We start from the raw sequence: 26,588 nt of genomic DNA on the forward strand, positions 1-26,588 counted from the left end.
GCCGCCCGACTCGCCTTCCAGCGTGATCTTCCGGGCCGCGATTAGAAGGCCATGAAGCTCGTTCAACTGGTCCTGAATCTCAGGCATCATCGTTTCCCTCCTTGTCGGCGTTGCGGTTGCTCTCAACGGCCTCGATCAGCTTGCCCACGTGAATGGAAGCGCCGTCGATCGCGCGGGCGGCTTCGATCAGGTGACGCTGGGCTTCGCGGAGCTTGAAAAGTAAATCCTGCTGCATGAGCAAATTCGCCTCCTACGATCAAAAGAGCGCCCCACCGGCGCGGCGGCCGGCGGGGCAGGTGATTACTTGACGGCGCGGAGTTCGGGCTTCTCTGTGGGCTGCTGCGGCTTCTGCTTGGCCGCTTCGTTCTGCTTCGCACGGGCCATCAGGTCATCGAGGTCGAAATTCGGCTCGACGCCCGCGCGCTCCAGGGTGAGCTTCAGCCAGTCGATCAGGGCGCTGTGCGTGATACCGGCCTTGCCCGTGGCAACGCTCATCTGAACGATGCCGAGAAGCTGGAAAACGTCCCGAAGGATCGCTTCGTGCTGCGCGCGATAGGTGCTTGGCAACTTGTTACTGGCCATGTCGTCACCTCTTGTTTCACCGCAGCGAAATTGCTACGGTGTGCTAACGTTAACACCCCATATTGATATGGGCAACCAAAAATGACATGTCATGTCAAAATTGACACCTGAGCAATATCAGATGGCGTTGGCGGGGCTGGGTTTGAGCGTTCGGGAGTTTGCGGACAAGGCGAAGGTGGCGCCGGGGACGCTGACCCGATTGGCACGGGGGGAAAAGCTGCAAGAGCGCACAGTGTCAGCGATCCGGCAGGCTTTCGAGGAAGAGGGCATCGAGTTCATCGACGCGAACGGCGGCGGCCCCGGCGTGCGGCTGCGCAAGCGCGTCTGAGCGCGGCGCGGCACGCTTCATCGCGGAGAAACCCATGCCGACAGTCAGCGTGTTTTATGGCATACTGATCCAGATGTTCTGGAACGATCACGCGCCGCCGCATTTCCACGCGCGCTATGCGGGCGATGAAGCGCTGATCGACATTCGCACCCTGGAGGTGATCCGCGGCCACTTGCCGCCGCGCGCGCGCTCGCTGGCCATGGAATGGGCGGATCAGCACCGCGCGGAACTGTTGGAGAACTGGGAACTATGCTCACAAAAGCAGCACCCGAAAGAGATCGAGCCGCTGAAATAGTCCCCGCGATTGAGTCGCGGATGCCGTGGCACGCGGTGGAGGTGACGGCCCTGCCGGACTATCGCTTGCGGGTCCGGTTCAACGACGGGGTGACAGGCATTGTCGATATGTCCCGGCTGGTCCGCTCCCCGGAGGCTGGCGTGTTCGCCAGGCTGGCCGATCCCGAGACGTTCGCCCGCGCCTTCATCCTCCACGGCGTGGTCACCTGGCCGGGCGGGCTTGATCTCGCGCCGGACGCGATGCACGACGCCATCGCCGAACGCGGCGAATGGGTCTTGCGCTGAGCGCGGGCGGCCCCTGATGGAGTTCGGGCTTACCCGACCGAGCTGTTCATCTTCGCCTGCATGTGGCGCCAGCGACGCCACCAGGCGGCGCGCTTCTCGGGATCAGCCTCAAGCTCGCGCGCGCCTTTTTCCATGCGCTCGTGGTCCTGTTCGCGGGTGCGGACAAACGCGCGGATCTGTTCCTTCTCGTCCGTGGTGAGCGCCATGACCCTTACTTCCCGATTGCGGATCGCGTTCGTCGCCAGTTTCGCACGTAACCGGCTGAACGGCAAATGAGCAGCGATGCGTCGAAGCGCCGATTCCAGGTGGTCGACGACAGCAAGCCGCGCCGCGGTACTGCAGCCGCAAGACCGGCGAGCCGGTGCACCTGCGGCTGTGGAGGTGCCGCCACTGCTCTGACGCGCTCGGCTACAGCTTCACCGCTCTCGTCCAGGTGCGCTTGGACGCCGTGAGAAGAGAACGACCGGATGCGCGGCGTTGGGTTCATCGCGGAAAACTGCGGAGGGGACTGTCGTCCTGACTAATTTGGCGCGTCACGAGTAGAACTCTGTGACGAGTCTGAGGCCACGGCCAACCAACAAATTAGTTCAATGTTATCTTTGTCGATCCGCGGGAGAGGCGTAGGCGCGTTAAAGGGTTCGAGGCCAGAGCCAAGAACCCACTCGATAAGTTCTTCAGCCTGCTCCGTTGGAGAGCCAACAACACTGTTATAAAGATTCCTGAGCATCATTTCTTCACGACGCGGCCAAGGCGCCTCGAGAATATCGAGCGCGAGTGTTAATTTTTCATTCGACATATCAACCGGCCGATTTGTTCGGATGAACTCTGCAACGCGTTTATTGAGTGGTCGTATTGAAGGCTGAAGATTGGCTGGATCGGAAAGCCTCTGCCATTCCGAATAGATGTCTTGCTCGGCAGTTTCCCAGAAGTCGTATATGGCTTCGTCTAGCTCCTTCGGGATATACCTTTCAGCGTCGGGCCCGCACTCGATAAGGCGCAGACAGGTTCCCACTTCGCTAATCATTCGTTGAGCATCTGGTGTCCAAGTTCCATCGCTCGCCGTCGGGACAAAACGTGTAAAAGTCCGGCGGTCTTTTACACCTTCATCAGGGTCGCGCATTTCGACTTGAGCGAGGAAGAAAACACCGCTTATTTGGCCTTTAAATAGGCCGCTGCCTGCCTTGAATGGGAGCTGGACTATCCGTTCTCGCCGGTGCTTCAATTCTTCACGTAGCTGTTGCCTATACTCTTCCCCAGTCTGTGCGGCTGCCTCGGTGCCTCCAATTTCAAAAAGTGTCGGATCCTCTTGAGCAAGCCTTTCGATCTCGCTCCGAGTTTCTGAAAAGACTTGTCGTCCGCTCTCAGCTTGTTGAAGTGGGGCCGTCTCAACGCCAATCGACCGCGCAGCTTGGGCAAGTTTATCTAGGATGCGTTGCTCGAGATTAAGTAAGTCGTCAAGCCGGTCCGCTGGGAAGATAGTACGCAGGAAAACGCGCTTATGGGGGCTCCCGATTCGGTCAATGCGACCGTGCCTTTGAACGAGCCGCATCGGGTTCCACGGCATATCATAGTTGATGATGTGCCGGCATTGCTGAAGGTTCATGCCTTCTGCCATGACGTCGGTAGCGACCAGAAGGTCGTAGAGATCTGCTTCTTCCTGACCGGACTGGCCGGCAGACTTGGGCGCGAACTTCATCACCGCTTCTTCGCGGCTCACACTTTGATCGTGCCCTTGTCCAACGACGGTCACGATACGGTCGCGGTATGGAGCAAGCCGAGGTTGCTCCTTTATTGCTGCCTGCAGACCCTCATAGATCCAGTGAACCGTATCCCTGAAAAACGAGAAGATCAGCACTTTCCGTAGATCGTTGGCGCTTAGTTCTGGCGTGCCTTGGCGTTCGGCTTCTTCCGCAATTGTCTCCAGCTGCTCGATCAGCGCAGCAATTTTTGGGTCATTCTCCGGCGTGACTTTGCTGGTCTCGTGAGCCAACGATCTGAGAATGTGAAGGTCAGCTTGAACATCTGCGTAGAGGCGCTCTGTATCATACGGCGCAGCGTCTTCCACGTCGTTGCTTTGTTGAAGAAGTTCCTCGAAACTCAGGTCATCCGAGGCTGAAAGCTCCTGTAAGAAGGCTGTCCGGACGACCTTCCCGTTTTGCAATGCCTCGAGAAAGCGCTCGTGTTCCTCAATCATGCGTTCCAGACTGCGGTGGAACGCATAGGCAGAAGACTCGAAGCGCTTGAGGAGACCGGATCTAAGCAGCCCCACGGCCATCGCGCCGTCAGCCGCGGCTTCCTCGTCCTCTTCGAGAAGGTAACTGCCAAGGGCATAACGAGCAAACCGCAACAGATTTGTCCCGTTAGCCGGGTCAAGCGCATCGGCGACCATGTCAAAGAAACCCGGAAGCAGGGCATCCAGGTTGTAGCGGACCGAGATCGCCTCAGGCTTTGGAAATACGATCGGCTGAAGGCTGCCGTCGCGCCCCTTGATGCTCTCACCCACATAGTGCTTTTTCACGAACGCGCGTGTGCGCTTCACCGTGACCGCATCGATGATCGGAAACAGGAAGTCCGGATTCAGGCTCGACGGATCAACGCGGGACGCCTCTTTGAACCTTTGCCGTATGCTTACGATCCCGCGGTCGGCCAGTGCGCTATCCTGCCGGACGAAAAAGCGGGTGAGATGATACAGATCCCAGAGACTATTGTTGACGGGAGTCGCAGTGAGCAGGACGACGTCTTTGCGAGGTCCGAAGAGCAAGCGGCGCAAGACGTCCGCGCGGTAAGGAGCGTCCGGGTTCCGATAGTTGTGGGCTTCGTCAACGACCACGAGGGCGTAATCATCAATGTTTTGGCTCAGTTTCCGTTGTGTCGCGTGCGGACGCCTGGGATCGCTAAACTGTACGTCGCGGCCGAGTTCATCGAACGAAACGCACTCTACAGCCCGACTGATCTGAAAATCATGGAGGAAACCTTTCCATGTCGTATCCCGGAGCACAGCCGGACAGACAAGCAGCACGCGCTGGCGCCGTTTGGCGAATGCGTTGATGATCTCGCCAGCAATGAACGTTTTGCCGAGGCCAACCTCGTCGGCGACGATTACGCCCCCAAAATCCTTGAGGATTCGGTTCGCTCGCCAAACGCCGTGGCGCTGGAAGGCAGTCAACGGGATGTCGCCTTCGTCCTCAAACTCCCGGTCTAGCTCGTCGCCGAATAGCTGCCAGAGGACTCGCAAGAAGATTGTGTAGGGGTCGAAGGGGGCGTCGACCTCTTCGTAAAACGCTGCAAGGTCGAACGGTACAGCGTCATCCCAGAGTTCATCGAACCAAGACTTGGCCTTCTGAAACAATTCCGGATCCCAGTGGCCCAGGTTCAACTCCATGTTCTTGGTCAAGCCTGCGCGCGTAAGATTGGAGGAACCCGCAAAAAAACCGCTGGGCCACCCTTCGAAGAGGTAGGCCTTTGCGTGGAGAAACGAGCGTTCATAGCGCCGGGTTTCCACCCGGCCACTTCTAAGCAGCCGGCTCAATTTCTTGAGTTGCGCGGCTGTCGACGGCCGGAAGGGCAGCTTGTCGCGTTCGCGGCGCAGCCCCATTACGAGGTCGCGGAGGCCATGCCGCACTTGGGCTTTTTCAAATTTATCGGGTGGCGGATCCCCGGGCAGGCGCTCGGGCGTCACCGCTTCGGGGGGCGCTTCCGCGCCAATCATCAGACGGACCCGGCTAGCTTGCTCCAGTCTGTCTGCAATCGCGGCGAACCCGGCTGGACTGAAATACGCGGTCGCGATCGAAATTTCGGAAGTCCGCTGCCCGGCCGCATCCTCAAGGCCGCCGCGCTCGGACTCCGTTGCCGGCAAGCTACCCCGCAGCGCGGCGAGCAGGTTGTTGCCATCGCGGTGATCGACGAAGACGGTTTGCGCGCCAGCGGAAGTCACCCGGCTGCCACCAGAGCCTACCTTGTCACTCATGCCCCACCTGTTCTCGAATTCTTCAGTCGCTCGAAGTGCCGCAGTGTGCGCCCAAGTTGCTCTTCGTAATCCCAGCCATCCTGGAAAGTCTCGAAGATGTGCCTCAGCTGCTGTGTCTGGAGCCCGTACAGGTGCGCGACCACGGCATCGAGTTCTTCGATCATGTCCTGTTTTTCGTCCGCTGCGAGCGGCCCCCAGGCCACGCCCACCTCTTCGGCCCATTCCGCGAAACGATCGTCAGGCGCGGCCAGCCGGCCGGCAAGCGCAACGGCGCGCTGCCAAAGGGGATCCGCGCGCGAAGGGCGCGGAATCGGGAATGGGTTTATGATGAAGAAATTTACGTGCGACTCGGCGATTCGACGAGCGTACCAGTCCAGAGGACGACTGGCGAGAACAGCAAGGAGAAACGCCTTGTCAAGCTCGTCACCTCGCGGCCAAAGGAAGTACTGTGCTGTATTGGCGAGGAAAACTTGTCCGGGCACCAATGCCGTAATTACAGTCCTACTGTTGGTGCGATTTGTGGAATCACGGAAGGCGATCCGGGGACGAAAGCAGGGCAGCGTCTGCGGATCCCGGAGATAATGGAGATCGAATTCGGAATGTGCCGAATCCCGCCGCTGTCTGGCGCTCTTCAGCCGCTTCTCCTGGAGGCGTTCCTGCACCGTCTCGGGATCGGCCCAGGCATAGTATTCGCCGCGATCCGGTTCCCAGATGTCGAACGATTCACCCTTGTATACGGGCCAAAAGCCTTCTGGCTTTTCTCTCGCAAATGTCATGCGGTGTTTGTCAGTCGTAGCGTCCAGTTCCCGGTCCGGACGCGCGCGCCAACTTCTTCCGTCGTTGAGGTCAAGCCGGGGCGCTCTGCGCAACTGTGCAAATACCTCGATGGAATCAGCGTTGGGCAACAGAGGCAGGCTGGCTGTGCTCGTCCAACTGATAACCTGTTCAACACTGAAACGGTGAGGATCATGGGTGAGACCTTCCTCTAAGGCAAGTCGCGAAGTATAAGGTCCCCGCAGTGCGATACTCGCTTCGGCCGGTTCGCCTCGGGAGAAAGTGACGAGGCCAATGGTATACCGATGCTCGGCATCCATGAACATCCAACCGCCCTTGTTGAGCGTCGTCGTGACGTTCAAGGCGGAGCTGTTCCGGAAGATGGCTTCTCTCAATTTTGCGGAGCCTTTCGCGGCAAGCGCGCTGCGCGGCAACACAACGCCGACGCATCCCCCCGGGTCCGCAGAAAGCGTCCAGAAGCGCCACAAGAAGGCTTTGTAAAGGTCGGGATCGCCCGTCCCCATGCCTGGATAAAAGCCTGCAGTGAGAACTTGCCTGTAGCGCTTTGAAGCAGCGACTTCGGCATCGAGCTCCGCCTTCAGGTCCGGTCGCTCCTCCGCCAGCTCTTTCTTGCGGCTCTCCTGTTGATGCTGCGGCAGCGCTCGCAACCCGGGGAAATGGCGCGCCCAGAAGGCATGCTCCTCAACCGTGACCTCCTCCCACGGCGGATTTCCGATTATTGCGTCGAAACCTGGACGGCCGCGCAGGAACACTTCTGGGAAAGCGACCGGAAAATGGAAGACGTCCAGCCCTTTCAGCACCTCTTCGCGCGCCTTATGCACCGCCGGATGGCGATGAACAGTCGCGCGAAGCGCCGGCCACTGGTCGAACTGGAAGTCGATTTCGCGCGGCTTCACCTTCTCTGCAACGATAACGTCGCACAGGGCGCGAACCTCGTTGGCGGCAATCCGGGCATGTTCCATGGCCCTGCGCCCCTCCTCGATATCTTTGGGGGTCGCATCGGCCAGCGTCGCCAGGCGCTTCAGTGGCTCCTGGGTATTGCCAAGCAGATTGCTGGCGTCCACGGGAAACAGCCCGATTCCGGCTTCCTCGAAACGCTGCGCAATTTCGTCGACCGTCGCGATACCCACCAGTGCGTTCCCGCGCACAAGGCTATGGTCGAGCAGCGACAAGGGTAGCCCAGGCACGAAGGTGTGGATCCAGATCGAAAGACGCGCGAGCTGTACGGCAAGTTCGTTCAAATCCACACCGTAAATGCACCGGCGGGCCACAAGCCGGCGCAAAAGCTGGTCATCCTCGATCCGTATGGACTCTTCCGGCTGGTATTGTTTCAGGGCATTGGTCGCCGCGGCTCGAAGACTTGCCAGCTCTCGGCGCACTGCGGGCAGCGGACGCTTGGCGAGGTAACGCGACAGACCACGTTCAATCCTGTCGACGGCGGCGACAAGGAAGTGGCCGCTTCCCATCGCAATATCTGCCACCCTGAAGTCGAAGAAACGTTCGGCAGCTTCGGTCTCGTCCAAAGTATCGAGTCGCGCGAGATGGTCTGTAAGAGCCGGCTCGAGTGCTTCGTCCAGAAGATGCTCGACCGCGAAGGCCGGCGTGAAGTAACTTCCAGTTGCCTTCCGGGCGCCCGATCGATTGTGCAGATAGACTTCGCCCTGTTGCACCTCAACGCGCATATTGCCGGTGGCAGGGACAAAGACCTCCTGCTTCTTTTGCCTTTTGGTCCCGAGGTCCTGTTCAGCTACGTCCAGCTCGGATTCGAGCAGGCCTTCGTAGATCGTGCCGAATTCCCTCACGCCAAGCGCGCGAAAGTCTACGGGCCCAATGACACCGTCGTCATTCTCTATCGTCAGCAAGTGGCGGAGAGCCTGGAAGAGATTCGCATTGTCCAGGGCGATTTCTGCGAGGGCGGCCCCTGCCGTCGAGACGGCCGGATCGCTGCTGAAAAGCCCGCCATTGTACGGCGGAACCCCCAACTGAGCGTTGCCCTTGCGGATGGCGTCGAACAGGACGCTGATCTCGTGCCAGAGGCCCGTACCTTCCGGAATCGGTGCATCCGGATTGTCCGCTATCTCGCGCGCCTTTGTTTTGAGGGCTCGATGACGGTAGGCCTCGTTCGTCCGGTAGGGCAGCAGATCGCGATCTTCGCCATACGCAATAAAGAGCAGTCTGAATAACAAGGTGAGAGCCATCTCATAGGTGAGATGGAGGTCTTCAGCCGATGGTTTCTGAAGGTTGCGCGCGTGCACGACCCCAGCGGCCAACGCCGGCATGACATTATTGTAGATGCGCTCTCTGAGGCGTTCGGCGAGGTCGGCGGAGAAGTCCCGTGAGGTCTGGAGCAGTTGTTCTGCCGAGCCTTCGCGGTCCAGGGCTTCGGCGGAAAAGAGGAGCCAGAGCAAGGCGCCGTCGCTGGGCCGCAAGATATCGGTCTGGATTTCCAGCCAGGTAGAAGTACCCCCGCGGCGCCCCACGCCCACGTCAGGATCAGGCGAACATAGTCTGAGCGCGCCGCCCTGTATCATCACGACCCATGGGAGGCCGCGGTTCTCCGCCTGATTCAAGGCCCAGGACATTGGAGACATTGCCTGGAACCGATCCGACGCCCCTTCAGGTGTTTCGCGATCGTCTAGTAGAACGGCCACGGCGCGGTGCCGCTCGCCACACTTCAGAATGCTCGTAACCGAATCGACCCGCTGCACATCGAAACCCAGTGCGCGCAAGAGGTCTTCATCTTCATGCCCCAGCACCCGGGCCGCCTTCGTTTCAGCCGAGCTCCAATCGCTCCGGCGTCGCGCGCCAACCATCAGCTCATGGTCTGAGAAGAGTCCCTGGTTGTTGACACCCGGCAACTCGCTTTCGAGAGAGGGCAGAGCGGCCGTGAGGAACAATAGCGCTTGATGCCGATCCTCCGCATCAAGGGCCTTGCTACAAAGCCGCCGTGCTTGATCGAGCTCAACACCCCTGAATACAGGCGGTTGCTCGCCACCGGGACCGCAGATCGATGCGGTGTGAGTTGTGCGGATGACCACAAGCAGAGGCGCTGCACGGCCCTGGCTTCGTTCATTCCAGATTTTTCTGAGTTTTTCGGTTGTTGGAGCGGTGCCCGCCTCAGCGACCACAACCTCTAAGGCCAGCTGTCCGCGACCGATATAAAGCTCAATATTGGACAGATCTGCCGTAGCGGATAGCGCAACCTCTCGAGGCTCGTGATCTGGAAGGAAATTCATCTCTCCCTCGTTTTTTATGTTTTCTGACACTAGTGAAGCGGAAGATGATTCGCGCGCCTGCGCTCGGGGAAAATATCACCACCCGTGTTATGGATTAAGCGAAGAGCGACCCGACCTTAATTGTTCCACGAGCACCGCGCCGACGTGCAGATGCGTTCGCTGCCATAGAAGAAAACAGGCATTGACGTTGTTCGGTCCCTTGGGGCTGTGCAGCGCAGTGGGCACCCGAACTTTCCAATTCGGGGGCATGCTCTAGCGAGAGGACCTTTCGCGTTAGCCAGGGGAAGGGGTGCGAAAGAGGAGCGGGCTAATCCCAGGAACCAGCGCGGCTCCTCCGCGCTATCAACATCGAAGAATCGTCGAATGTCGGTTATGTCTCGCATCGCCGAAATCGTGCGCGATGAGGGACTCAGCGTGGGACCAGATTCGCGGTTTCTGGCGTAAACCCTTGAAATTCCAGCATTTTTTGCGAGTAATTGGCGGAGGGGGTGGGATTCGAACCCACGAGACGGTCTCCCGCCTGCCGGTTTTCAAGACCGGTGCCTTAAGCCACTCGGCCACCCCTCCGGCGGGTCTATGCTGAAGATAGAGCTTCAAACCGGGCGACGCAAAGTCGACCGCAACACCTTTGATAGCCTGCCAGCTGCTGTCAACCGCGGGCGCTCCGCCTTCACAGAAGCACGCCGGCGAGCGCCCCGGATCGTGCCGGGTTCGCGGCGGAACACGCATTGGATCGCGCGGAGGATGTCAGTCGAAGGAGATTTCGCGGCCTGTGCCCATCGACAAGATGAGATGACGGCTCTGCGCCGGCAGATAAGGCCAGCCTGGACGTAAAGGTTAACGGCCTCCAGACAGGCCAAACTCAAACTTTGAAAGCGATTCGCACCGTGGTGCAAGCATTAACACACAATCGTTGCAAAAATACATCACACTATTCAATGACAGGTTGAAGAGTGTTCCGGTAATGCACGCATTCATTGTTTCTTTATTGTGCCGTTGGTATAAGCGCTTTGCGGCTTCGGAAAGCGATTCCGAACCGCAAAATACCGGAAAGCCCGTGGGCAGACAGGCTTCCCGGTAACCCGGTAACACAACCAAGCATCGGAGAGATTATCATGAAAATCGTTCGTATTGTGGCGATTGCCGCGCTGGCGGCTGGCGTGTCGACCGCGGCTCAGGCTGGTGGCTACAGCTTCCAGAGCGTCGGCTTCAACTACGGCAAGGGGGCCTATGGTGACGCTGGCGCTCATGGTGACGCCAAGCTCAAGTATGGCAAGGACTACGGCAAGACCTGGAGCAAGACCGACGCCTACAGCACCACCACCAAGGTCCACGAGACCAACAAGGACTGCAATCGCTGCGGCAAGAAAAACAAGAACGGCGAGTTCGAGGCGTGGACCACGATGGCGCAATCTGGTTCCATTAACAGGTCGGGCTTCGAGACCGATTATGGTCATGGCTCTGCCCAGTCGCATTCGAGCGCCGTCGCGGGTTCTGGTGTAGGTGCTTTCTTGGGCTTCAAGGCTGGCAACTTCGAGCCGCGTGGCCGTCACCTCGACATGAACAACGTGCCTTCTTCCCAGTAGATGGCTGATCGTCTTTCCGCCGGCTCATCCGGTCGGCGGAAAGACTGTTCGCGCTCCGCTTTGACGTCGTTTGACGAGCGGAGGGAGCCAACGTGCGCGCCGGTCTGCGATCAAAGGTTGTGGGATGCGCAAGGCTCATCCGCCCGTATCGGCGGCAGCTTCATTCTGACCGGCGGTAATCAGCGCACGACTTTTGGGCAAGACGGCATGACGATGGGGGCAACATGTCCATCGAACAGACGAAGGGTCGCACCTGGCCCGTGGGGCTGCTTTCAGCCCTGGTGATCCTGGCCGGGACGGCCGCTGCGCAAGCGGACCCGGGCTTCTCGCAGCCATATACGGCGTTCACGTCCGGTGAGGCAACCTCGGATACCTGGACCACGGTCGAAGCCGGCGGCGCGTTCTACGAGTCGCATACCTTCGCCGATGCCGCGTCAGGCGCGGAGGTGGAGATCCCCGGCGGCCTGAAGGAAGCCTGGGCGAACGCGGCGGCGGGAAATTTTACCAACTTCGTGGTTGAGGGCGGCGAGGCCCAATACGACCAGCAGAAATCCGCAAGGGCGCAGATCTATGCCAAGGGCGACAATGTCCTGGCCAAGGCGCGCTCGGAAAATCAGGTCGTTATCTACATCGACGGCCGGGCCTATGTCGTGGTTGAGGAAATCGCACGCGCGCTTTCCCGGACAACGAAAGACGGCACCTACAGCATAGCCACCGGCGATACGAATATATCGGCTGCATCTGGCGGCTATCTAGAGGTGATCACAAAGACCGAGACGGATGCGTCAGGCGGAACGCAGAATTAGCCAGCCAGCGCAAAGCGTAGCGTTAGTGTTTCAACTGGAGCGTGAAGGAGTTCAAAAGGTATCGGCGTAAGTTTTCCCAGAAGTCGCGTTGTGAAGGTCGAGAGCGTTCAAGTCGTTCCGTTCATGTACGCAAACCGCCGACTGGCTCCATCAAACAGCTGTCGGCGGGAATCAGATGGGGGTAAACATGCGCCGAGAACTGCGCACCTGCACATTGATCATACTAGGACTTCTTGCCGCCGATCCGCGCGCCGCGCTCGCGCAGCCGACAACCGCGAACGACCAGCCCTTCGAACGCGCTGCCGACAAGCTTCAGGCGAGCGATCCCGAGCAAGCCAGGGAAGTTGGGATTGTGCTGGGGCCGGGCATCATCGTCACCCCCACGGCCTTTACCGCTGCCGGCTATGACAGCAACCCGGACAAGCAATTCGACGAGGAAGGCTCGCCGGTGTTCCTGACGGGCGTCGGACTGAATCTCACGGCCGTCTGGGACCGCACGCTTGTCAAGTTCTCGGGAGAAGGCGCGTGGCAGCACTTCACGGACGATGTTGACCGCGCCGACCGCCTGAAAGGCTACCTGGAGGGCAAGATCATTCACATGCTCGCGCCCGGGCTCTCGCTGCAGGCAGGAGGGCTGTTCGAAAACGATGAATTCTCCTTTACGGAGGATCGAATCGCCGGCGCCTTTACCGAACTCGGCTATCAGGACTCCTTGTTTGCCGCCTTTCTCCGGGGCCGCTTCACCGATATTCAGTATCTGGAATCGGGGACCGTATCACCCGACGTCCCAGAGGCGATGAAGTCGCTCTATCGTACCGACTCGTATGACGCACAGCGGACAGAAGCTGCGGCCGGCGTCCTGGTGGGCACCCGGAACTGGTTTGGTCTGTATGGCGAGGGGAATGTCGCCGATGTCAACTACACCAACCAGGAGCTAGAAGATGAGGTCGACCGCGACGCGGACGACATGTATGCCAAGACCGGTGTCCGCATCGTGTTCTCGCCCGTCCTTCATGGCGACTTCGGCTGGCGCTGGAACTACCGCGAACTTGAGGACGACGTCGTCGACGACTTTCAGTCCAGCTATTTCGATGCCGCGCTTACCTGGCGGCCGAGCCAGTTCTTCTCGCTGGCGGCTTCCGTCGAGCGTGTGATCGGTGAGCCATCCGCGGCGTTCAGCCGGCTGTCGGATATCAAGTCCTTTGAAATCGAGAGCACGTATCGCCCACTGCCGGGGCTGCAGCTTTCGTTCCGCGCCGTGCGCCAGCATATTCGGGAGATTGGCGACAGCTTCGAATACAATTCGACCGAACTGGACGCCCTCATAGCCTATAATTATTCGCCCCGGATGCAGCTATATTCCGAAGTGCGTTACGAATTTTTCGAGCAGGACTTGCAGGATCTGGATTATGAGCGCTTCCGTGCGCTGGCTGGCGTTCGTGTGATCGTGGATGGGGAGGATCCGCGGCTGAACGGCGATCTGGAACGCCTGACCTACTACGAAGAGCTTCGGTATCCTGGCCTGTCGGAATTCTCGTTTTCCGCTGGTTATTCCTGGTTCGAGCTACCGGAGATCAGAATGGGCAACATTGCCTACAAGCCTTTCCTCGACGAGGCGGCGTCTCGCCTCCAGGAGCATGACGGCGAACTCGACGGGGTGCGTTTCGATGCCCGCATCGACAATGCGGCGATGCACCCGCTGGGCGACGGCAAGTTCCTGAATTTCGGCTTTGCAGGCTTTTATGCGCGTTATGACGGCAGTGATCGGACGGGCTGCGAATTCGGGGAAGATTCAAATTGCTTTTATGTGAACATCCTGGATTTCAACCCGGAGCAAGAGAACAACACCGGCCCCTTCGGCGATCTGACCACGGAAACTGACAGGACACTGCATTACTGGGGTGTGTCGGTCGATACCGGCTTCGCCGGGCTGGAAGGCGGCCTGAAGGATTCCATGCCCGCCCGGTACGTAGCGCCGTGGAAGATCGGTGTGGGCGTGCGCGGCCTGAACGAGCGCACCGATCTTCATGCCAGCGATCCGCTTAGCCCTCGTCCCGTCGATTATGACCAGCGGATCGACACGCACTATTACGGCGGCTTCATAGGTTTCGAGGAGAGGTTCACGCTGCCGGACGGCTGGGTTTTCGGGGTCGATGCCCAGGGCGGTCTTTATCGCGCGCACGCGGAATACGAAGGGCGTTACGATGGTTACGTCCTCGTCGGGCCCAACGAATTTATCCGAGAATGGGGCAGCGTCGATGCAGACGACGACGACACCACCGTCATCGCCGGTGTCCATCTCAGCTTTGGCAAGGATCTCCAGTGGGGCAGTCTGGAGGTCTTTGGGCAGGCGGAATACCTCGGCTATGTCCCCACGGTGGCGTTGAACAACGATGACGAAAGCGGCGGCTCCCCCTTCGGCATTGTCGGCACGCAGGTCGGCAGCGAGCTTTCGTCCGATGACAGCATGAACTACACGGTTGGCCTGAAGGTCAGGTTCTGATCGTTCAGCCATTGCGCAATTTCCCCAATCACCGGGGATAAGCGCGCCGGGCCTCGACACGACAACCTGTGCGCGCGATCATTTCGCAATGATTCGCCGACCGCGGGATTCGAAACGCCGTTTCGCAGCATGACCACGCAGCTTCCCAGCCTGCCATCCGCTGATCTGACGCGGCTGCAAGCCATCCGGCCGCGGGACGTGGCGCTCGCCTGCCTGGCGTCGCTGCAAGGGTCAACCACGATTGTCGGGCGCAGCGTGAAACCCTGGGGCGTGGCGAATGCACGCGGCGCGCTGAAGGCACTGGCAGCGGAAGGACTGGCGGAGACGGCGGGCGGCCGCTGGCGGCTCACCACGGCGGGGCAGGCGGAGGCGGAGAGGCGCTTCGACTTGAATGAGGCAGACTGGCCGACGCTGGCCGAGTGGCAATTGCCTGCGCTCGCGCTGAGGCTCGATGCGCGGCAGCCCGTGACCAGGCGGTATCTGGCAGATGCGCGGAATTTCTACGCGTGCACGCTCGCCGTGCTTTTCGATCTGGCGGACCCGGCAATCTGCCCGAAACTGAGCGCGATGCGCGCCGCGCTGGTGTGGCGTGTCGCAGCAGCGCGGTGCCCCGACCTGCTCAGCGCGGAGGGTCCTACCGATATGACCGGCCCGAATGATCCGTTAACGCGCACGCTCTATCTGCGGTTCTGCGGTCTGACGCGCGGCAACGTGGATCAGGCGACGCCGGCGCTGCTGCGGCGCATTCTGCCGGGCGCGTCGGCAGGCGTCGGCGGTTTGCGCCGGGCACTCGTGCGGGCAGCGGTCCAAAACGCGCCTGCGGCGACCGCGTCCGAACCGGCCAAAACTGGCATCGTCGCCGAGCCAGAGGACTTCGCGCAAGCTGTCACCGCGCTCGCCCGCAAGCTCAAAACGCCGAGGGCCCGAGGCGGCACCTTCTCCGGCGGACAGGTCGCCATTGCGCAGGTTTATGACGCCTACATTGCGAAGGGCCACGCACCGCTTTCGCTCGACGAGTTCAAGTCCCGCCTCTGGGCGGCGGTGCGCGCCGGCGCAGATTTCCACCTTACGCGGCTGGACATCCCTGATCTGATGGATGACGACCTGCGCAAACGCTCGGCGACGCCAACACGGGCCGGAGATGTGGTGCATTTCGTCGTTGTTGAGTAGCGCGTCCGTGGGTTCTTGCCCAGCATTTCCATCAAATAAAAACAAAATCTTCACGATTTCGCGGCATGACGAAAGATCCGATGCAATCACTACTCCGGCGTAGTCCCGGACTCAAGACGATCCTTGATGTTTGAGGGCCGAAATTCATGAGCGATGCGTTCAGCATCTTCATAGATCCGCGCTTTAACGGCGTCTTTTCCCAGACCGCTTCGCTGCAGAGCGCGAAGGATGAGGTCAATTTCGACGTCGAGTCGCTGCATGCCGAAGCGCGCGGCGCCATCACCTCCGCCGTGCGCGCGACTCGCGCGGGCGACTCCGATCCGAACGCGCGCATCGCGCTGATCCTGGGCGAGGCCGGGTTCGGCAAGACCCACCTGCTTGCGGCCAGCCTGCGGAGACTTGCCGTGCAGGGGCAGCTCTATCCGGCCGTCATCCAGATGACCTCGCCGGTGACGGATGCCGATTACGACCGCTGGATGCTCGAAGCGGTGATCCGCGAGCTGAACAATCCCTATTTCGGCATTCCCCGACTCGGCGATGACGCGAAGGCGCTGCTTGGGCTGCTGCCGGCAGAGGACGCCGCGCCGTTCCGTCAGGCGGTGCAGGACGAGGATCGTGCGCTGTGCCAGCGGCTTGCGCATGAGTTCGCGCCGCGTCTGGCCGATGAGATGGAGCGGCGTGCGCATGGCCGCGCCGTCCCGGCGCCGGAGCAGATCGCCATGCTCTTGGTGCGCCGCGGCAGCGCCCCGGAATGGTATCCGCCGCTGATCGACCTGGCACACGCGCTGCTCGCACAGCTCGGAACCGCCGATGCACGGACGTTCAAGGCGAAGGCGGAAGCGGGCGATCTCGATTGCCTGGAGGCGGTGCCGCCGCTTGCGCGCAGCCTGCGCCGCTTCATCCATCAGCGGACCAACAACGTCGTGAGCGAGGACTTCGTCAAGGCGCTGCTGCTGCATTACGGCGGCGATCTGGCGGGCTTCGACGCGCTCGGCGGCCATGCGGCCGAGACCGAAGTCCCGGGCCTCAGCTTCGCCCCGCTGGAGCGGCCCGAGCAATACCGCCGCCGGCTGGGTGACATCTCGACGGCTGCGCGCGCCGTGGACGGCGCCTTCGTGCTCGCCTTCGATCAGCTCGAGTCCTTCTGGTCGCTGGCGAACGAGTCGCTGTATGTCCGCGCGATCGAGAAGGCGGTCAACCTCGTTCAGGAATTCCCCAACATCTCGATCGTGCTGGCCTCGCTGCGCAATGTTTATGAGGAACTGCACGACAAGCTGGTTCAGTCCACACGCGATCGCATCCGCCTGTCGCTCGCGCCCGCCTATCTGAAGCCGCCGAACCGCAACCAGCTTCGCACGCTGTTCGAGCGGCGCATGGAACGCGTCGCACGCATGGCCGACATGGAAGACACTGCGCCACTGATGGACCTGATCCCGGACTGGCTGGTGGAGGGGCTGGTCGGCGCGCGCATCCGCGAGGCGCTTTCGGAGTTGGCGCGGTTCCGCGCGATGGCGCTGAACCTGGAACGGCTACCGGAAGAGGCGGAATTCTTTGATGACGCGGCCCCGGCCGCACCCGTGCCGCAGTCCGCGCGCGATTACGCCAAGGCCTGGCAGGATCATCTCGACCAGCACACCGCCTTTGACGTGCCGGAGACGGATGACGACCGGCTCGACCTGCTGCGCTGGGCCGCCAGCGCGCTTGCGGCGGAGCTCGCGCCGGTACAGGTGCGCGCAGAGGCCAGCACGCTGACGGAAACGCAGACCAAGGGGCTGCAACTCACTTTCAGCGGCGGGGAGGCGGGCCAGAGCGAAATGCGCTTCCTTGGCATCTGCACGGCGATCAACCGCGACTATCGTCTCGCCAAGCAGATCGAATCGGTGCGCCGCCACGCCGGGGACGCGCGCCCGGTCATAGTGGGCAAGCAACGCTTTCCGCGCAGCAAGTCGGCGCAGGTGGCCGGGCCGCTGGACAAGCTGCGCGCGGCGGGTGGCATCGTCGTGGATTTCGAGCCGGCGGACTGGCAGATGCTCAGCGCGGCCAAGCGCTTTGTCGAGGCGCATCAGTCCGAAGGCGGCTTTCGCGCCTGGCGGGCAGAGACAGGCTTCCTGCTCAGCCGGATCGCGCCATTGCGGGCGATCTTCCTGCCGACCATCGAGATCAGCGCGCCCGCGCCGGAGATGGAGCGCGAGCCGGAGGAGCGTGACCATGCCGCCCCGCCGCCCGAGGTCACGCCGGCCGGCTCCGCCCCAGAAGACCGGGCGGACGCCCTGGAGCCGGAAGCGGCGGAAGACCTGGATCAGATCGCGGAGGTCGAGTCCTCTGAAGAACCAGCAGAGCCAGCGATGACCGAGGAAGCCGTTATCGACTTCAAGAAGCATGAGGCGCGTGCAGCCGCATCCGATCGCTTTCAGGTCTTCCTTGGCACCTCGGACGCCAAGACGCCGATCTACTGGGATCCGCACCACCCGGAGGATCGCCTGCTCAATTTTGGCTTCCTCGTCACGGGCGATCCCGGCTCGGGCAAGACGCAGACGCTGCGCGTGCTGATCGACGCGATGGCGCGCGCCGACTATCCAATGTGTATTCTGGACTTCAAGAACGATTACGCCGACGACAGGTTTGCCAAGCCGCTCGGCCTGTCGGTCTATGACGTCAGCCGCGCCGGCCTGCCGTTCAATCCGCTGCATCCGGTACCGGGGATGCAGGGTGAGGTGCAGCCGATCCGGCATATTCATACCATCTCGGAGATTTTCCAGCGCGTGTTCGGGTTGGGCACGCAACAGCAGGCGAAGCTGAAGAACGCGCTGCGCCAGGGTTTCGAGGATCGCGGCATCAACCTGCAGCACTGGTACCGCGCCGGGGAGATCACCGCACCGGGCTTCGGCGACGTTGTGGAGTATCTACGCGAGCACAAGGAATCCCAGACGCTGCTCAACCGCGTCGATCCGCTCTTCGATCTCGGCTTGTTCCCGAGCGACGAGACAGCGCCTCTGACCTTCGGCGATCTGCTGGAAAAGAAGATCGTTCTCGATTTGCACGACCTGCCGAACGACGAGATCAAGGCGGCGATCGCCGAACTCATCATCATTCAGGCGCACGGCCATGCACTGCGCGGCGAGGCGCCCCGCGTTCTGCGCCGGCTGTTCGTGTTCGACGAGGCGTGGCGGGTGAAGGACAGCCAGCGCCTGCAGGAAATGGCGCGGGAGGGCCGCGCCTTCGGCATAGCCATTGCGATCGGCACGCAGTTTCCGGTCGATATCCCCGACGATCTGGCGGGCAGCCTGGAGACGCAGATCTTCCTGTCGAACTCCGAGGCGCGGCATCAGGCAGCCACGGTGCGCAAGCTCTGCTCCAGCACCAGCACGGTGGAAGGTCAGCGCGTCTGGCAGAAGGCGGCCTCACTCGGCCAGTTGCAGGGATTCATCCGCAACCAGCACTACAAGCCCTACCGGCTGATCACCGTCTACCCGCACTACCTACGCAGCGCCGAGCCGGAGGCTGTCGCGACGCCAGCGGAGTAGGGCGCTCAGAAACGCAATTCGACCGTCTTGAGCTTGTCGGGCGAGACCTCGACCTGAACGCGGAAATCGTAAGTCTCGCCGGGCAACAGCGCGGACTGCCCGAGAAACTGGCTTTCTTCCGCCACCACCTCGCCGCTGTCGTCGCGGGCGGTGATCTGCATGTTCGGCACTTCCGTCAACTCTGACCGGTTGTTCTTGACCTGGCCGGTGAGAATGAGCGTGTTCGGAGAGGTTTCGTCCCAGCTGTAACCGACTTCGCCAAAGACGAGCGGCGGCGGATCGACCGGGAAGCCGATGGCGGCATAGACCGGCGCGGAAGCCGGCAACATCTCGGCGATCTGGTCGCGGAAGCTCACGGCCGAGACGGCTGCCCCGGCCATCACCGCGACAAACAGCGCCCAGGCAGCGGCCACGGTCAGCGTTCCAGCGCCCCTGCGCGCCTGATCGGCGCCCTCCGGCGGCGTTTCACTCTCTTGTTCGTCGCCGAAGTCATATTCGGCCAGCAGCGCGTCGTCATCCTCCACGTCCATCGCGTCGGGCGCGTCATCCCCGCGGCGGTGCGGGGGCGTGTCTACGGCGAAAATGTCGGCCGGTTCGTCGCGCCACCTGTCCCGTTCAGCTTCGTCCCAGTCCTGGCCCCGATCATCGTCCGGGTCCTGCGCGTCGAAGCTCTCCTCATCGCGGGCGTAGGGGTCCTCCTGCGGCTCGGAAGCCTCACGCCCGTCAAACGCCTCCTGTCCGGTGTCGAAGGCGAGGCTCTCGCGCTGCGCTTCCTCATGCGCGTCGTCGTGATAGCTCTCGGCGGTCCAGCTTTCGCTCGGGCCATCCTCTTCGGGTTCCGAGCGCTCCTGCATTGCGTGGGCGGCGTCCTCCATATCGGCCTGCAACGCCTCGAAATGCGCCTGGCTCATGGCGTCCGCGCCCTGGACCGCGCCCTCCGGCTCCGCGCGAATGTCTTCCGGCTCCTGCGCCTCAGCAAGATCGGAGGGCTCGGCGCGGCCCGTGGCGATCTTGTCGATCAGGTCGGCCATCGGCTCCACCGACCCGCTGGTCCCCGAGGATGCGCTTTCAGTCTCGCGCAACCCGTGCTCATCCTGCGCGCGGCTCTCCACCCGCCGGTCGGCGCTACGGGCCGTCAGCCGCACGACCTTGCCGCCCCACGGATCGTCGCTGTTTTCGTTCTCTGTCTGCGCTGTGTGCTGCTGGTCCTGCAGCGTCGCGCCGAGGCTACGCGCGCGCTCCTCGTTCATCAGGGCGCGCAGCGGGTCATCAGCCTCGTCGCCAGCGCGATCGGTCGCGCTGTCGTCGCTGCCGCTGTTTTCGGCAATGACTTCCTCAATGCCCTCCATGATGCGTTCGAAGGCCGCGTTCGGTTCGTTTTCCAAGCTATCCGTGTCGCCTTGCCGATCGGCGGCGCCGGAAAACCAGCTATCGGCCAGCCGGCGGTCGAAGCTCTCGGCGTCCTCCTGTGTCGGGCCACCCGTCGCGGATGAATCATCGCCTGCGTCGGCGCCCTCATCCTGCATCTCGAGCGTTCCGGGGGCTTGACCAGCTGCAAGGGCGCCGTCCTCGACGCGGTGAGGCTCTGGCGCGATTTCCGAAGATTCCCCGAGCGCAGGGGATGTATGGCGCTCAGATGTCGACCAATCGCCGGCCGGCCATTCATCCACGGGCGCCCGCGGCTCATCGTTCCGCGCGCCCATCCAGTCCTCGCCGCTTTCCAGTAGCGCAGACAGATCGTCCTGCTCCGCCCCCTGGGCGCCGGACGAATCGTGTTCGTCATTTGCGCCTGGGCTGGAGAATGCTTCGGGCATTTCGGTCTCGTCCCGTGCGTCCTCGTCGATGACGAAGTCGGATTCCGCGATGCGCCAGACATGGTTGCAGCGCGCGCAGCGCACCTGTTGATCGATGCGCACGGGAACGCGGTAACTCGTGTCGCAGGCCGGGCACCGGAATTCCATCTTGCCGCCTCCCGCTTTATACGGTTCGTTTGCGCGGGGCTTTCGTCCCGCTGCCGTCTCCTGTAAATGCCAAAATTGGTTGATACCAATAAGGCAGAGCTTTGAGAAAACCACAACCCACAGCGATAATTCCCCATCCATCAACCAGCGGGAGTGTGCCGTGATCCGCTTCGAGAACGTCGCGCTGCGTTACGACGAGGGCGAAGAGGTATTGCGGGACGTGAATTTTCACCTGCTGCCCGGCTCGTTCTATTTCCTGGCCGGCCCATCCGGCGCGGGGAAGTCGACCCTGCTGCGCCTGCTGTTCATGTCGCTCAAGCCCACACGCGGAACGGTGCACCTGTTCGGGAAGAACACGAGCAATCTGCAGCCGGAGGATCGGGCGAAGACGCGCCGGCGCATCGGAATTGTGTTCCAGGATTTCCGGCTGCTCGATCACATGACGACATGGGAGAACATTTCGCTGCCGCTCCGCGTGCACGGGCGCAAGCCGCACGAATACCGTGACGACGTCACCGAGCTGCTGAAGTGGGTCGGGCTGGGCAACCGGATGGACGCTTATCCGCCGGTCCTGTCAGGCGGTGAGAAGCAGCGCGCGGCCATCGCCCGCGCGGTGATCGGCAAGCCGGAACTCTTGCTCGCCGACGAACCGACCGGTAACGTCGATCCGCAAATGGCCCGCCGGCTGCTGCGGCTGTTCGTCGAACTGAACCGGCTGGGGACCTCGGTCATTATCGCGACACACGATTATCAACTCATGCGGCAGTTCGGTGCCCCGCGCCTGCAGCTTGAGCGCGGCACCGTACAGATCGTCGGCTAGGTCATGAGTATCGACACCATGCGCAATCTCCCCGCCGTGATCCGCGAGCAGCCGCTGGCGGTCCCGAAGCTTGCCTTGCGTAACTCGCCGATCGTGCCGCCACGGTCGGTCACGGGGCGTTCGCTGGTGGTCGTGATCACGATCATGGCCTTCCTCGCGAGTCTGACCACCGGGGTTGTGTATCTGATCAACCAGTCCGCTTCGGCCTGGCTGCGCGACGTGGCAAGCGAGGTGACGGTGCAGGTGCGCCCCGCCGCCGATGCAACTCAGACCGAGGCGAAACTGGCGGAAATCAGCGATTTTCTGTCAAAACAGATCGGCATTGCTGATGTCCGCGTGCTGTCGCAGCGTGAGACGAACGCGCTGATCGAGCCATGGCTGGGCAAGGTCGAGGGGTTGGAGTCATTGCCGCTGCCCCGGCTGATCGCGGTGCAGCTCGACCGAGAAAACCCGCCCGATCTGCCCACGCTGAGCGTGGCGTTGGAGGGCGAGTTCGAGGGCGCTATGCTCGACGATCACGGCCGCTGGCAGGCCCAGATCCGTAGCCTTACGAGTACGCTTGCGGTCGCCGGGCTGGGCGTGATCGCGTTAGTGGCGCTGGCGACGGTGGCGATCATTGTTTCGGCGACGCGCAGCGCGATGGCCTCGAACCGCGAGATCGTCGAGGTGCTGCATTTCGTCGGTGCACGCGATCGCTTCATCGCGCAGCAGTTCGAGAAGCACTTCCAGACACTGGGAATCATGGCAGGCGCGGCAGGCGCCGGGCTTGCGGCACTGGTGTTCGTGGTGTTTCCGCTGCTGCCCTCACTGTTCGGCGCCTCGCCGGCGACGGATGCCGAGTTGCGCCGGCTGGTGGGCGCCGGGACGCTCGACTGGCTGGGTTACGCCCTGCTGGTGCTGGTTGTTGTGGTTGTCGCCGCGATCTGCCGTATAACGTCAAGGTTCGGCGTGTATCGTATTCTCGATCAGCAGAATCGCTGATAAACGTCAAATGATTTCAACGTGATCTCGCCGCATATGCGCGCTATCGACGAAGCATGGGCCACGCAAACGAGGCGCGGCCCGCACCGGCGATGGACAGCATGATCTGGCGCAGGCGGACCGCCATGCGAACGCGCTCTGAAGACCAAACCGACAATCTGCGTGGCGCGCAGCGCAGCAGCGTGCTGACGGCTCTGCGCTGGCTGCTTCTTGCGACGCTGGCCACGGTCGCTCTGTTCGGCATCGGCCTGCTTGTGTTCGTCAGCCAGATCGAGAAGAGCCCGCCCAACAGCAACATCCAGGCCGATGCGATCGTGGTCTTGACAGGCGGCGATTCGCGGGTCACGGAAGCGGTCCGGCTGCTGGCCGCCGGGCGCGGGCGGCGCCTACTCATCTCGGGTGTGCACCCCAAGACGACGACCGCGATGCTCCGGCGCATCAACCCAGAGGCCGAGCGGCTGTTCGACTGTTGCATCGATCTTGACCGCAACGCGCGGGACACCATCGAGAATGCCGATGAAACGCGGCGCTGGGCGGCGGAGCGTGGTTTCCGGTCGGTCATCGTCGTCACGTCGAGCTATCACATGCCGCGCGGGCTGGTGGAACTGCGCCGGGCGTTGCCGAGTCTGGAGTTGATTCCTTACCCGGTCGTCCCCGCCCGTCTGCGGTTGGATGCCTGGTGGGCGCATCCCGGCACCTTTCGCCTGCTTGCCAGCGAGTACGCAAAATATGTCGCCAGCGTTGCGCGCTGTGCCGGCGTGCGGCTAATGGGCGGCGGTCGCGGCATTCATGGCTGTTTCGATCCCTTGTCCGTGTGAGGCTGCCCTTGCTCCGTTCCATCGCCTTTCATGCCGCGTTCTACCTGACGACCATCCTGTTCATGCTGTTCGGCCTGCCGCTGTTTTTCGCGCCGCGAAGCTGGGTGCTGTGGGCATGGAAGCTGCACACGCGCACGATCATCCTGCTGCTGCGCTGGATCGGCCGCGTGGACATGGAGGTGCGCGGCCTGGAGCGGCTGCCAGAGGGCGGCTACATCGTCGCGTCGAAGCACCAGTCGGCCTGGGACACGATTGCGCCGATGGCTTATCTTCCGGATCCGGCCGTGATTCTGAAAAAGGAACTGATGGACATCCCACTTTACGGCCAGTTCGCCCGCAAGCTGGGGATGATCCCGGTCCGGCGCGATCATGGCGCGGTGGCGCTGCGGGAAATGGCGCGGATCGCGCGGACGCGCGCCAAAGAGGGTCGGCAGGTGTTCATCTTCCCGGAAGGCACCCGGCGGGCGCCCGGCGCACCGCCCGATTACAAGCCCGGCGTCGTTCTGCTCTATGAGGAACTGGATGCGCCGTGCGTGCCGCTCGCGCTGAATTCTGGGCTCTACTGGCCGCGGCACGCGTGGCGGCTCAATCCGGGGACGATCATCATGGAGTTTCTGGAGCCGATCCCGCCGGGGCTGCCGCGCGAGGAGTTCCGCCGCCGGCTGATCGAGGCGACGGAGCGCGGTACGGCGCGCCTTGTCTCGGAAGGGCAGGTTCAGAGCCGCCTGCAGAGAAATGCCGCTTGAGCGTCCCAAACGGAAAGAGGACCGGAGTGTTGCTCCGATCCTCTTGATGGGTCATCCAACGTTGCGGCGAACTTTAATTGCTTGAACAGTAGCGCAGTTGCCACGCTGCGTCCAGAGAATTCTCGGGCGTCGGCCAAGTTTTTGCGGCAAAAAAGAGGCCCAAGGTTAAGCCCCTCTTCTTCCGTGCGTATCGGGCTGTTTACCCTTCGGATTTGACTTCGCCGACCACCTCGAAGCCCTCGAAGTCGGGCGGACCCAGCGTCAGCCCTTCGGGCATGCTGCCGGCGTTGGCGTGCGCCTTGCGGAAGGCTTCCGAACGCGTCCAATCCTGGAACGCTTCATAGGACGCCCACATCGAATGCGACGTGTACAACCGGTAATCGTCATGTTCCGGGCCGCGGAGCAGGTGGAATTCGAGGAAACCCGGAACCTCGTGCAGGTAGGAATCGCGGTTCATCCACATCTCCTCGAACTCCGCCTCGCGGCCTTTGGCGACCTTGAAGCGGTTCATGGCAATATACATGGCAGTCTCCCTCAACGGCTCACGAATGCGTCGGCGCTCGGCACCTCATGAGCGCCGGGTGTTCCACACCACCCGGTAAAGATCGAAGCGACGGTCGCGCAGGTTGCGCACCGACCCGGACGAGCGCGCCACACGCAGGTCCGACAGCTTCAGATCGGCGAACACGATGGTCTCGGTATTCGGCGCCGCGTCGGCCGCCACCCCGTCGCGGGCGAAGGCGAAATCGCACGGCGTGAGGATCGCGCTTTCAGCGTAGTGGATGTCCATATTCTCCACGTTCGGCAGGTTCCCCACGACGCCAGACAGCACGACGTAAATCTGGTTCTCGATGGCCCGCGCGTGGCAGCAGTAGCGTACACGCAGATAACCGCGCGGCTCGTCCGTGCAGAACGGCACGAACAGCAGCATCGCGCCCTGATTGACGAGATGGCGCGCCAGTTCCGGGAACTCGGAATCGTAGCAGACCAGCACGCCGATCGGCCCGCAATCGGTATTGATGACATCGACGCGGCTGCCGCCCTTCAGGCTCCACCAATAGGCCTCGTCTGGCGTGATGTGGATCTTGTCCTGCCGGTGAACCGAGCCGTCGCGCAGGAATACGAAGGCCGCGTTGCGGATCTCGCCGTCCTCGTCACGGACCGGGTGCGTGCCGCCGATGATGTTGATGTTGTAGCGCATCGCCAGCCGGTGCATGAAATCCTTGAACCAGTCGGTGTACTCGGCGATGCGCGCCATACCCTCGCTGGGCGGCAGCGGCTTCGGCTCGGCGGAGAGGAGCTGGAGCGTCATCAGTTCCGGGAACTGCACGAAATCCGCGCGGTAGTCCGCCGCGACGTCCACGAAGTACTCGATCTGACGCTCGAACTCGCTGGCGTCCTTGATGCCGCGCATCTGGAGCTGGACGGTGGCGACGCGGACCTGGTCCGGCTGGGCCATCGCCCGTTCCGAGCCTGGCTTTTCGCCCGCCTCGACATAGTAGGGGTTCAGCCAGACCATATGCGTGGCGTAGCCCAGCGATTCCTTGTCGTCCGGGTCGTAGTCCTTGAGCACGCCGACCGGTTCAAAGCCGTTGGACAGGTGAAAGCGGATCGCCGTGTCGCGGATCTTTCGATCGCTGACCGCCTGGACGTAGTCCTCGGGGTTGGGATAGGTCCGCTGCCTCCGGGCGTAGCCGGGCATCCGCCCGCCGAACACGATGCCCTTGAGGCGCAGTTCCTGGCACAGTTTCTCGCGCATGGCGTAGAGCCGCCGGCCAATGCGCAGCCGGCGGTAGTTGGGGTCGACGCTGACCTCCATGCCGTAAAGGTAGTCGCCCTCCGGGTCATGGCGAGAGGCTAAGCCGTCGCCGGTGATCTCCGCCCAGGTGTGCGGGTTCAGTGCGACTTCACCGGAGATGATGAAAGTGGCGCAGTGCCCGACCATCTGGCCTTCGTATTCGGCGACGAACTGCCCCTCCGGGAAATTGATGATCTGGCTGCGGATCGCGCGCTGGCTATAGCCCGGAGCGGGCGCGTAGACGCGCTGGCTGAGCGCGGCGATCTCGGCCACGTCGTCAAGCCGCGCCTGTCGCACGACAATCTTCCGCTGGTTTTCGCGGCCGCCCTCGCTGCGGGCGATCTTCTTCTGCTTGGTTTCGGCCATTTTTCGACTGGAGTTTGGAGGT

Annotated in this window: 20 protein-coding genes and 1 tRNA gene; 12 read left to right on the plus strand and 9 right to left on the minus strand. The window is 62.0% G+C overall.

Going from position 1 to position 26,588, the window contains the following annotated elements; genetic code table 11:
* Positions 1-79: 79 nt before the first annotated feature.
* Complete coding sequence (locus tag BXY53_RS14140) at positions 80-241, minus strand: hypothetical protein (RefSeq protein ID WP_170144407.1); 162 nt, start codon at positions 239-241, stop codon at positions 80-82.
* A 59-nt stretch (positions 242-300) separates the two neighbouring features.
* Entirely contained in the window at positions 301-582 is a 282-nt protein-coding gene (locus BXY53_RS10035) for a hypothetical protein (protein WP_119061871.1), read from the minus strand.
* 91 nt (positions 583-673) lie between these two features.
* Between BXY53_RS10035 and BXY53_RS10040 the strand changes: the two genes are divergently transcribed.
* Genes BXY53_RS10040 through BXY53_RS10050 form a run of 3 tightly spaced genes read left to right on the plus strand, consistent with a single transcriptional unit; the run spans position 674 to position 1,489 of the window.
* Positions 674-910 (plus strand): transcriptional regulator, encoded by a 237-nt coding sequence (locus tag BXY53_RS10040; RefSeq protein ID WP_245410436.1) that lies wholly within the window; start codon positions 674-676, stop codon positions 908-910.
* A 34-nt stretch (positions 911-944) separates the two neighbouring features.
* Positions 945-1,205, plus strand: a complete 261-nt coding sequence (locus tag BXY53_RS10045) for a DUF4160 domain-containing protein (protein WP_119061873.1) — start codon at positions 945-947, stop codon at positions 1,203-1,205.
* 20 nt (positions 1,206-1,225) lie between these two features.
* Positions 1,226-1,489, plus strand: a complete 264-nt coding sequence (locus BXY53_RS10050) for a DUF2442 domain-containing protein (RefSeq protein WP_119061874.1) — start codon at positions 1,226-1,228, stop codon at positions 1,487-1,489.
* A 29-nt stretch (positions 1,490-1,518) separates the two neighbouring features.
* Here BXY53_RS10050 and BXY53_RS14145 read toward each other — a convergent pair whose 3' ends face one another.
* From BXY53_RS14145 to BXY53_RS10065, 4 genes are all read right to left on the minus strand, one after another.
* Complete coding sequence (locus tag BXY53_RS14145; RefSeq protein WP_170144408.1) at positions 1,519-1,695, minus strand: hypothetical protein; 177 nt, start codon at positions 1,693-1,695, stop codon at positions 1,519-1,521.
* Between the two features lie 314 nt (positions 1,696-2,009).
* Entirely contained in the window at positions 2,010-5,456 is a 3,447-nt protein-coding gene (locus BXY53_RS10055; protein ID WP_170144409.1) for a helicase-related protein, read from the minus strand.
* Positions 5,453-9,487 carry an Eco57I restriction-modification methylase domain-containing protein gene (locus tag BXY53_RS14150; protein ID WP_170144410.1) on the minus strand — a complete coding sequence of 1,345 codons (4,035 nt, stop codon included), beginning with the start codon at positions 9,485-9,487 and terminating at the stop codon, positions 5,453-5,455. The genes BXY53_RS10055 and BXY53_RS14150 overlap by 4 nt, the downstream gene beginning before the upstream one ends.
* Before the next feature lie 477 nt (positions 9,488-9,964).
* A tRNA-Ser gene (locus tag BXY53_RS10065) sits at positions 9,965-10,054 on the minus strand.
* 548 nt (positions 10,055-10,602) lie between these two features.
* Between BXY53_RS10065 and BXY53_RS10070 the strand changes: the two genes are divergently transcribed.
* The 5 genes from BXY53_RS10070 to BXY53_RS10090 all read left to right on the plus strand — a co-directional run bounded on the left by BXY53_RS10070 (position 10,603) and on the right by BXY53_RS10090 (position 19,076).
* On the plus strand, positions 10,603-11,073 hold the full coding sequence (locus BXY53_RS10070) for a hypothetical protein (protein ID WP_119061877.1): 471 nt from the start codon (positions 10,603-10,605) through the stop codon (positions 11,071-11,073).
* Positions 11,074-11,297: 224 nt separating this feature from the next.
* Positions 11,298-11,879 (plus strand): hypothetical protein, encoded by a 582-nt coding sequence (locus tag BXY53_RS10075; protein WP_119061878.1) that lies wholly within the window; start codon positions 11,298-11,300, stop codon positions 11,877-11,879.
* 187 nt (positions 11,880-12,066) lie between these two features.
* Entirely contained in the window at positions 12,067-14,382 is a 2,316-nt protein-coding gene (locus BXY53_RS10080) for an outer membrane beta-barrel protein (protein WP_170144411.1), read from the plus strand.
* Between the two features lie 129 nt (positions 14,383-14,511).
* Entirely contained in the window at positions 14,512-15,552 is a 1,041-nt protein-coding gene (locus BXY53_RS10085; protein ID WP_119061880.1) for a hypothetical protein, read from the plus strand.
* Positions 15,553-15,698: 146 nt separating this feature from the next.
* Entirely contained in the window at positions 15,699-19,076 is a 3,378-nt protein-coding gene (locus tag BXY53_RS10090) for an ATP-binding protein (protein WP_119061881.1), read from the plus strand.
* 5 nt (positions 19,077-19,081) lie between these two features.
* On the opposite strand, the gene BXY53_RS10095 is transcribed toward BXY53_RS10090, so the two are convergent.
* Entirely contained in the window at positions 19,082-21,037 is a 1,956-nt protein-coding gene (locus BXY53_RS10095) for an MJ0042-type zinc finger domain-containing protein (RefSeq protein WP_170144412.1), read from the minus strand.
* Between the two features lie 160 nt (positions 21,038-21,197).
* Between BXY53_RS10095 and ftsE the strand changes: the two genes are divergently transcribed.
* Genes ftsE through BXY53_RS10115 form a run of 4 tightly spaced genes read left to right on the plus strand, consistent with a single transcriptional unit; the run spans position 21,198 to position 24,402 of the window.
* The gene (gene ftsE / locus BXY53_RS10100; protein WP_119061883.1) at positions 21,198-21,857 is read left to right on the plus strand and encodes a cell division ATP-binding protein FtsE; all 660 of its coding nucleotides are present in this window, start codon (positions 21,198-21,200) and stop codon (positions 21,855-21,857) included.
* Between the two features lie 3 nt (positions 21,858-21,860).
* Positions 21,861-22,838, plus strand: a complete 978-nt coding sequence (locus BXY53_RS10105; protein ID WP_119061884.1) for a cell division protein FtsX — start codon at positions 21,861-21,863, stop codon at positions 22,836-22,838.
* 56 nt (positions 22,839-22,894) lie between these two features.
* Complete coding sequence (locus BXY53_RS10110; RefSeq protein ID WP_245410437.1) at positions 22,895-23,656, plus strand: YdcF family protein; 762 nt, start codon at positions 22,895-22,897, stop codon at positions 23,654-23,656.
* A gap of 8 nt (positions 23,657-23,664) precedes the next feature.
* Positions 23,665-24,402, plus strand: a complete 738-nt coding sequence (locus BXY53_RS10115; RefSeq protein WP_147361546.1) for a lysophospholipid acyltransferase family protein — start codon at positions 23,665-23,667, stop codon at positions 24,400-24,402.
* Positions 24,403-24,601: 199 nt separating this feature from the next.
* Here BXY53_RS10115 and hmuQ read toward each other — a convergent pair whose 3' ends face one another.
* A complete protein-coding gene (gene hmuQ / locus BXY53_RS10120; RefSeq protein ID WP_119061886.1) occupies positions 24,602-24,925 on the minus strand; it encodes a heme-degrading protein HmuQ in 324 nt (107 codons plus the stop codon).
* Positions 24,926-24,970: 45 nt separating this feature from the next.
* Positions 24,971-26,566, minus strand: coding sequence for a carbon-nitrogen hydrolase family protein (locus BXY53_RS10125; protein ID WP_119061887.1), 1,596 nt, complete (start codon positions 26,564-26,566; stop codon positions 24,971-24,973).
* Positions 26,567-26,588: the final 22 nt, after the last annotated feature.

The sequence above is a fragment of the Dichotomicrobium thermohalophilum genome (genome assembly GCF_003550175.1).
In the GTDB taxonomy this organism is placed as follows: Bacteria; Pseudomonadota; Alphaproteobacteria; order Rhizobiales; family Rhodomicrobiaceae; genus Dichotomicrobium; species Dichotomicrobium thermohalophilum.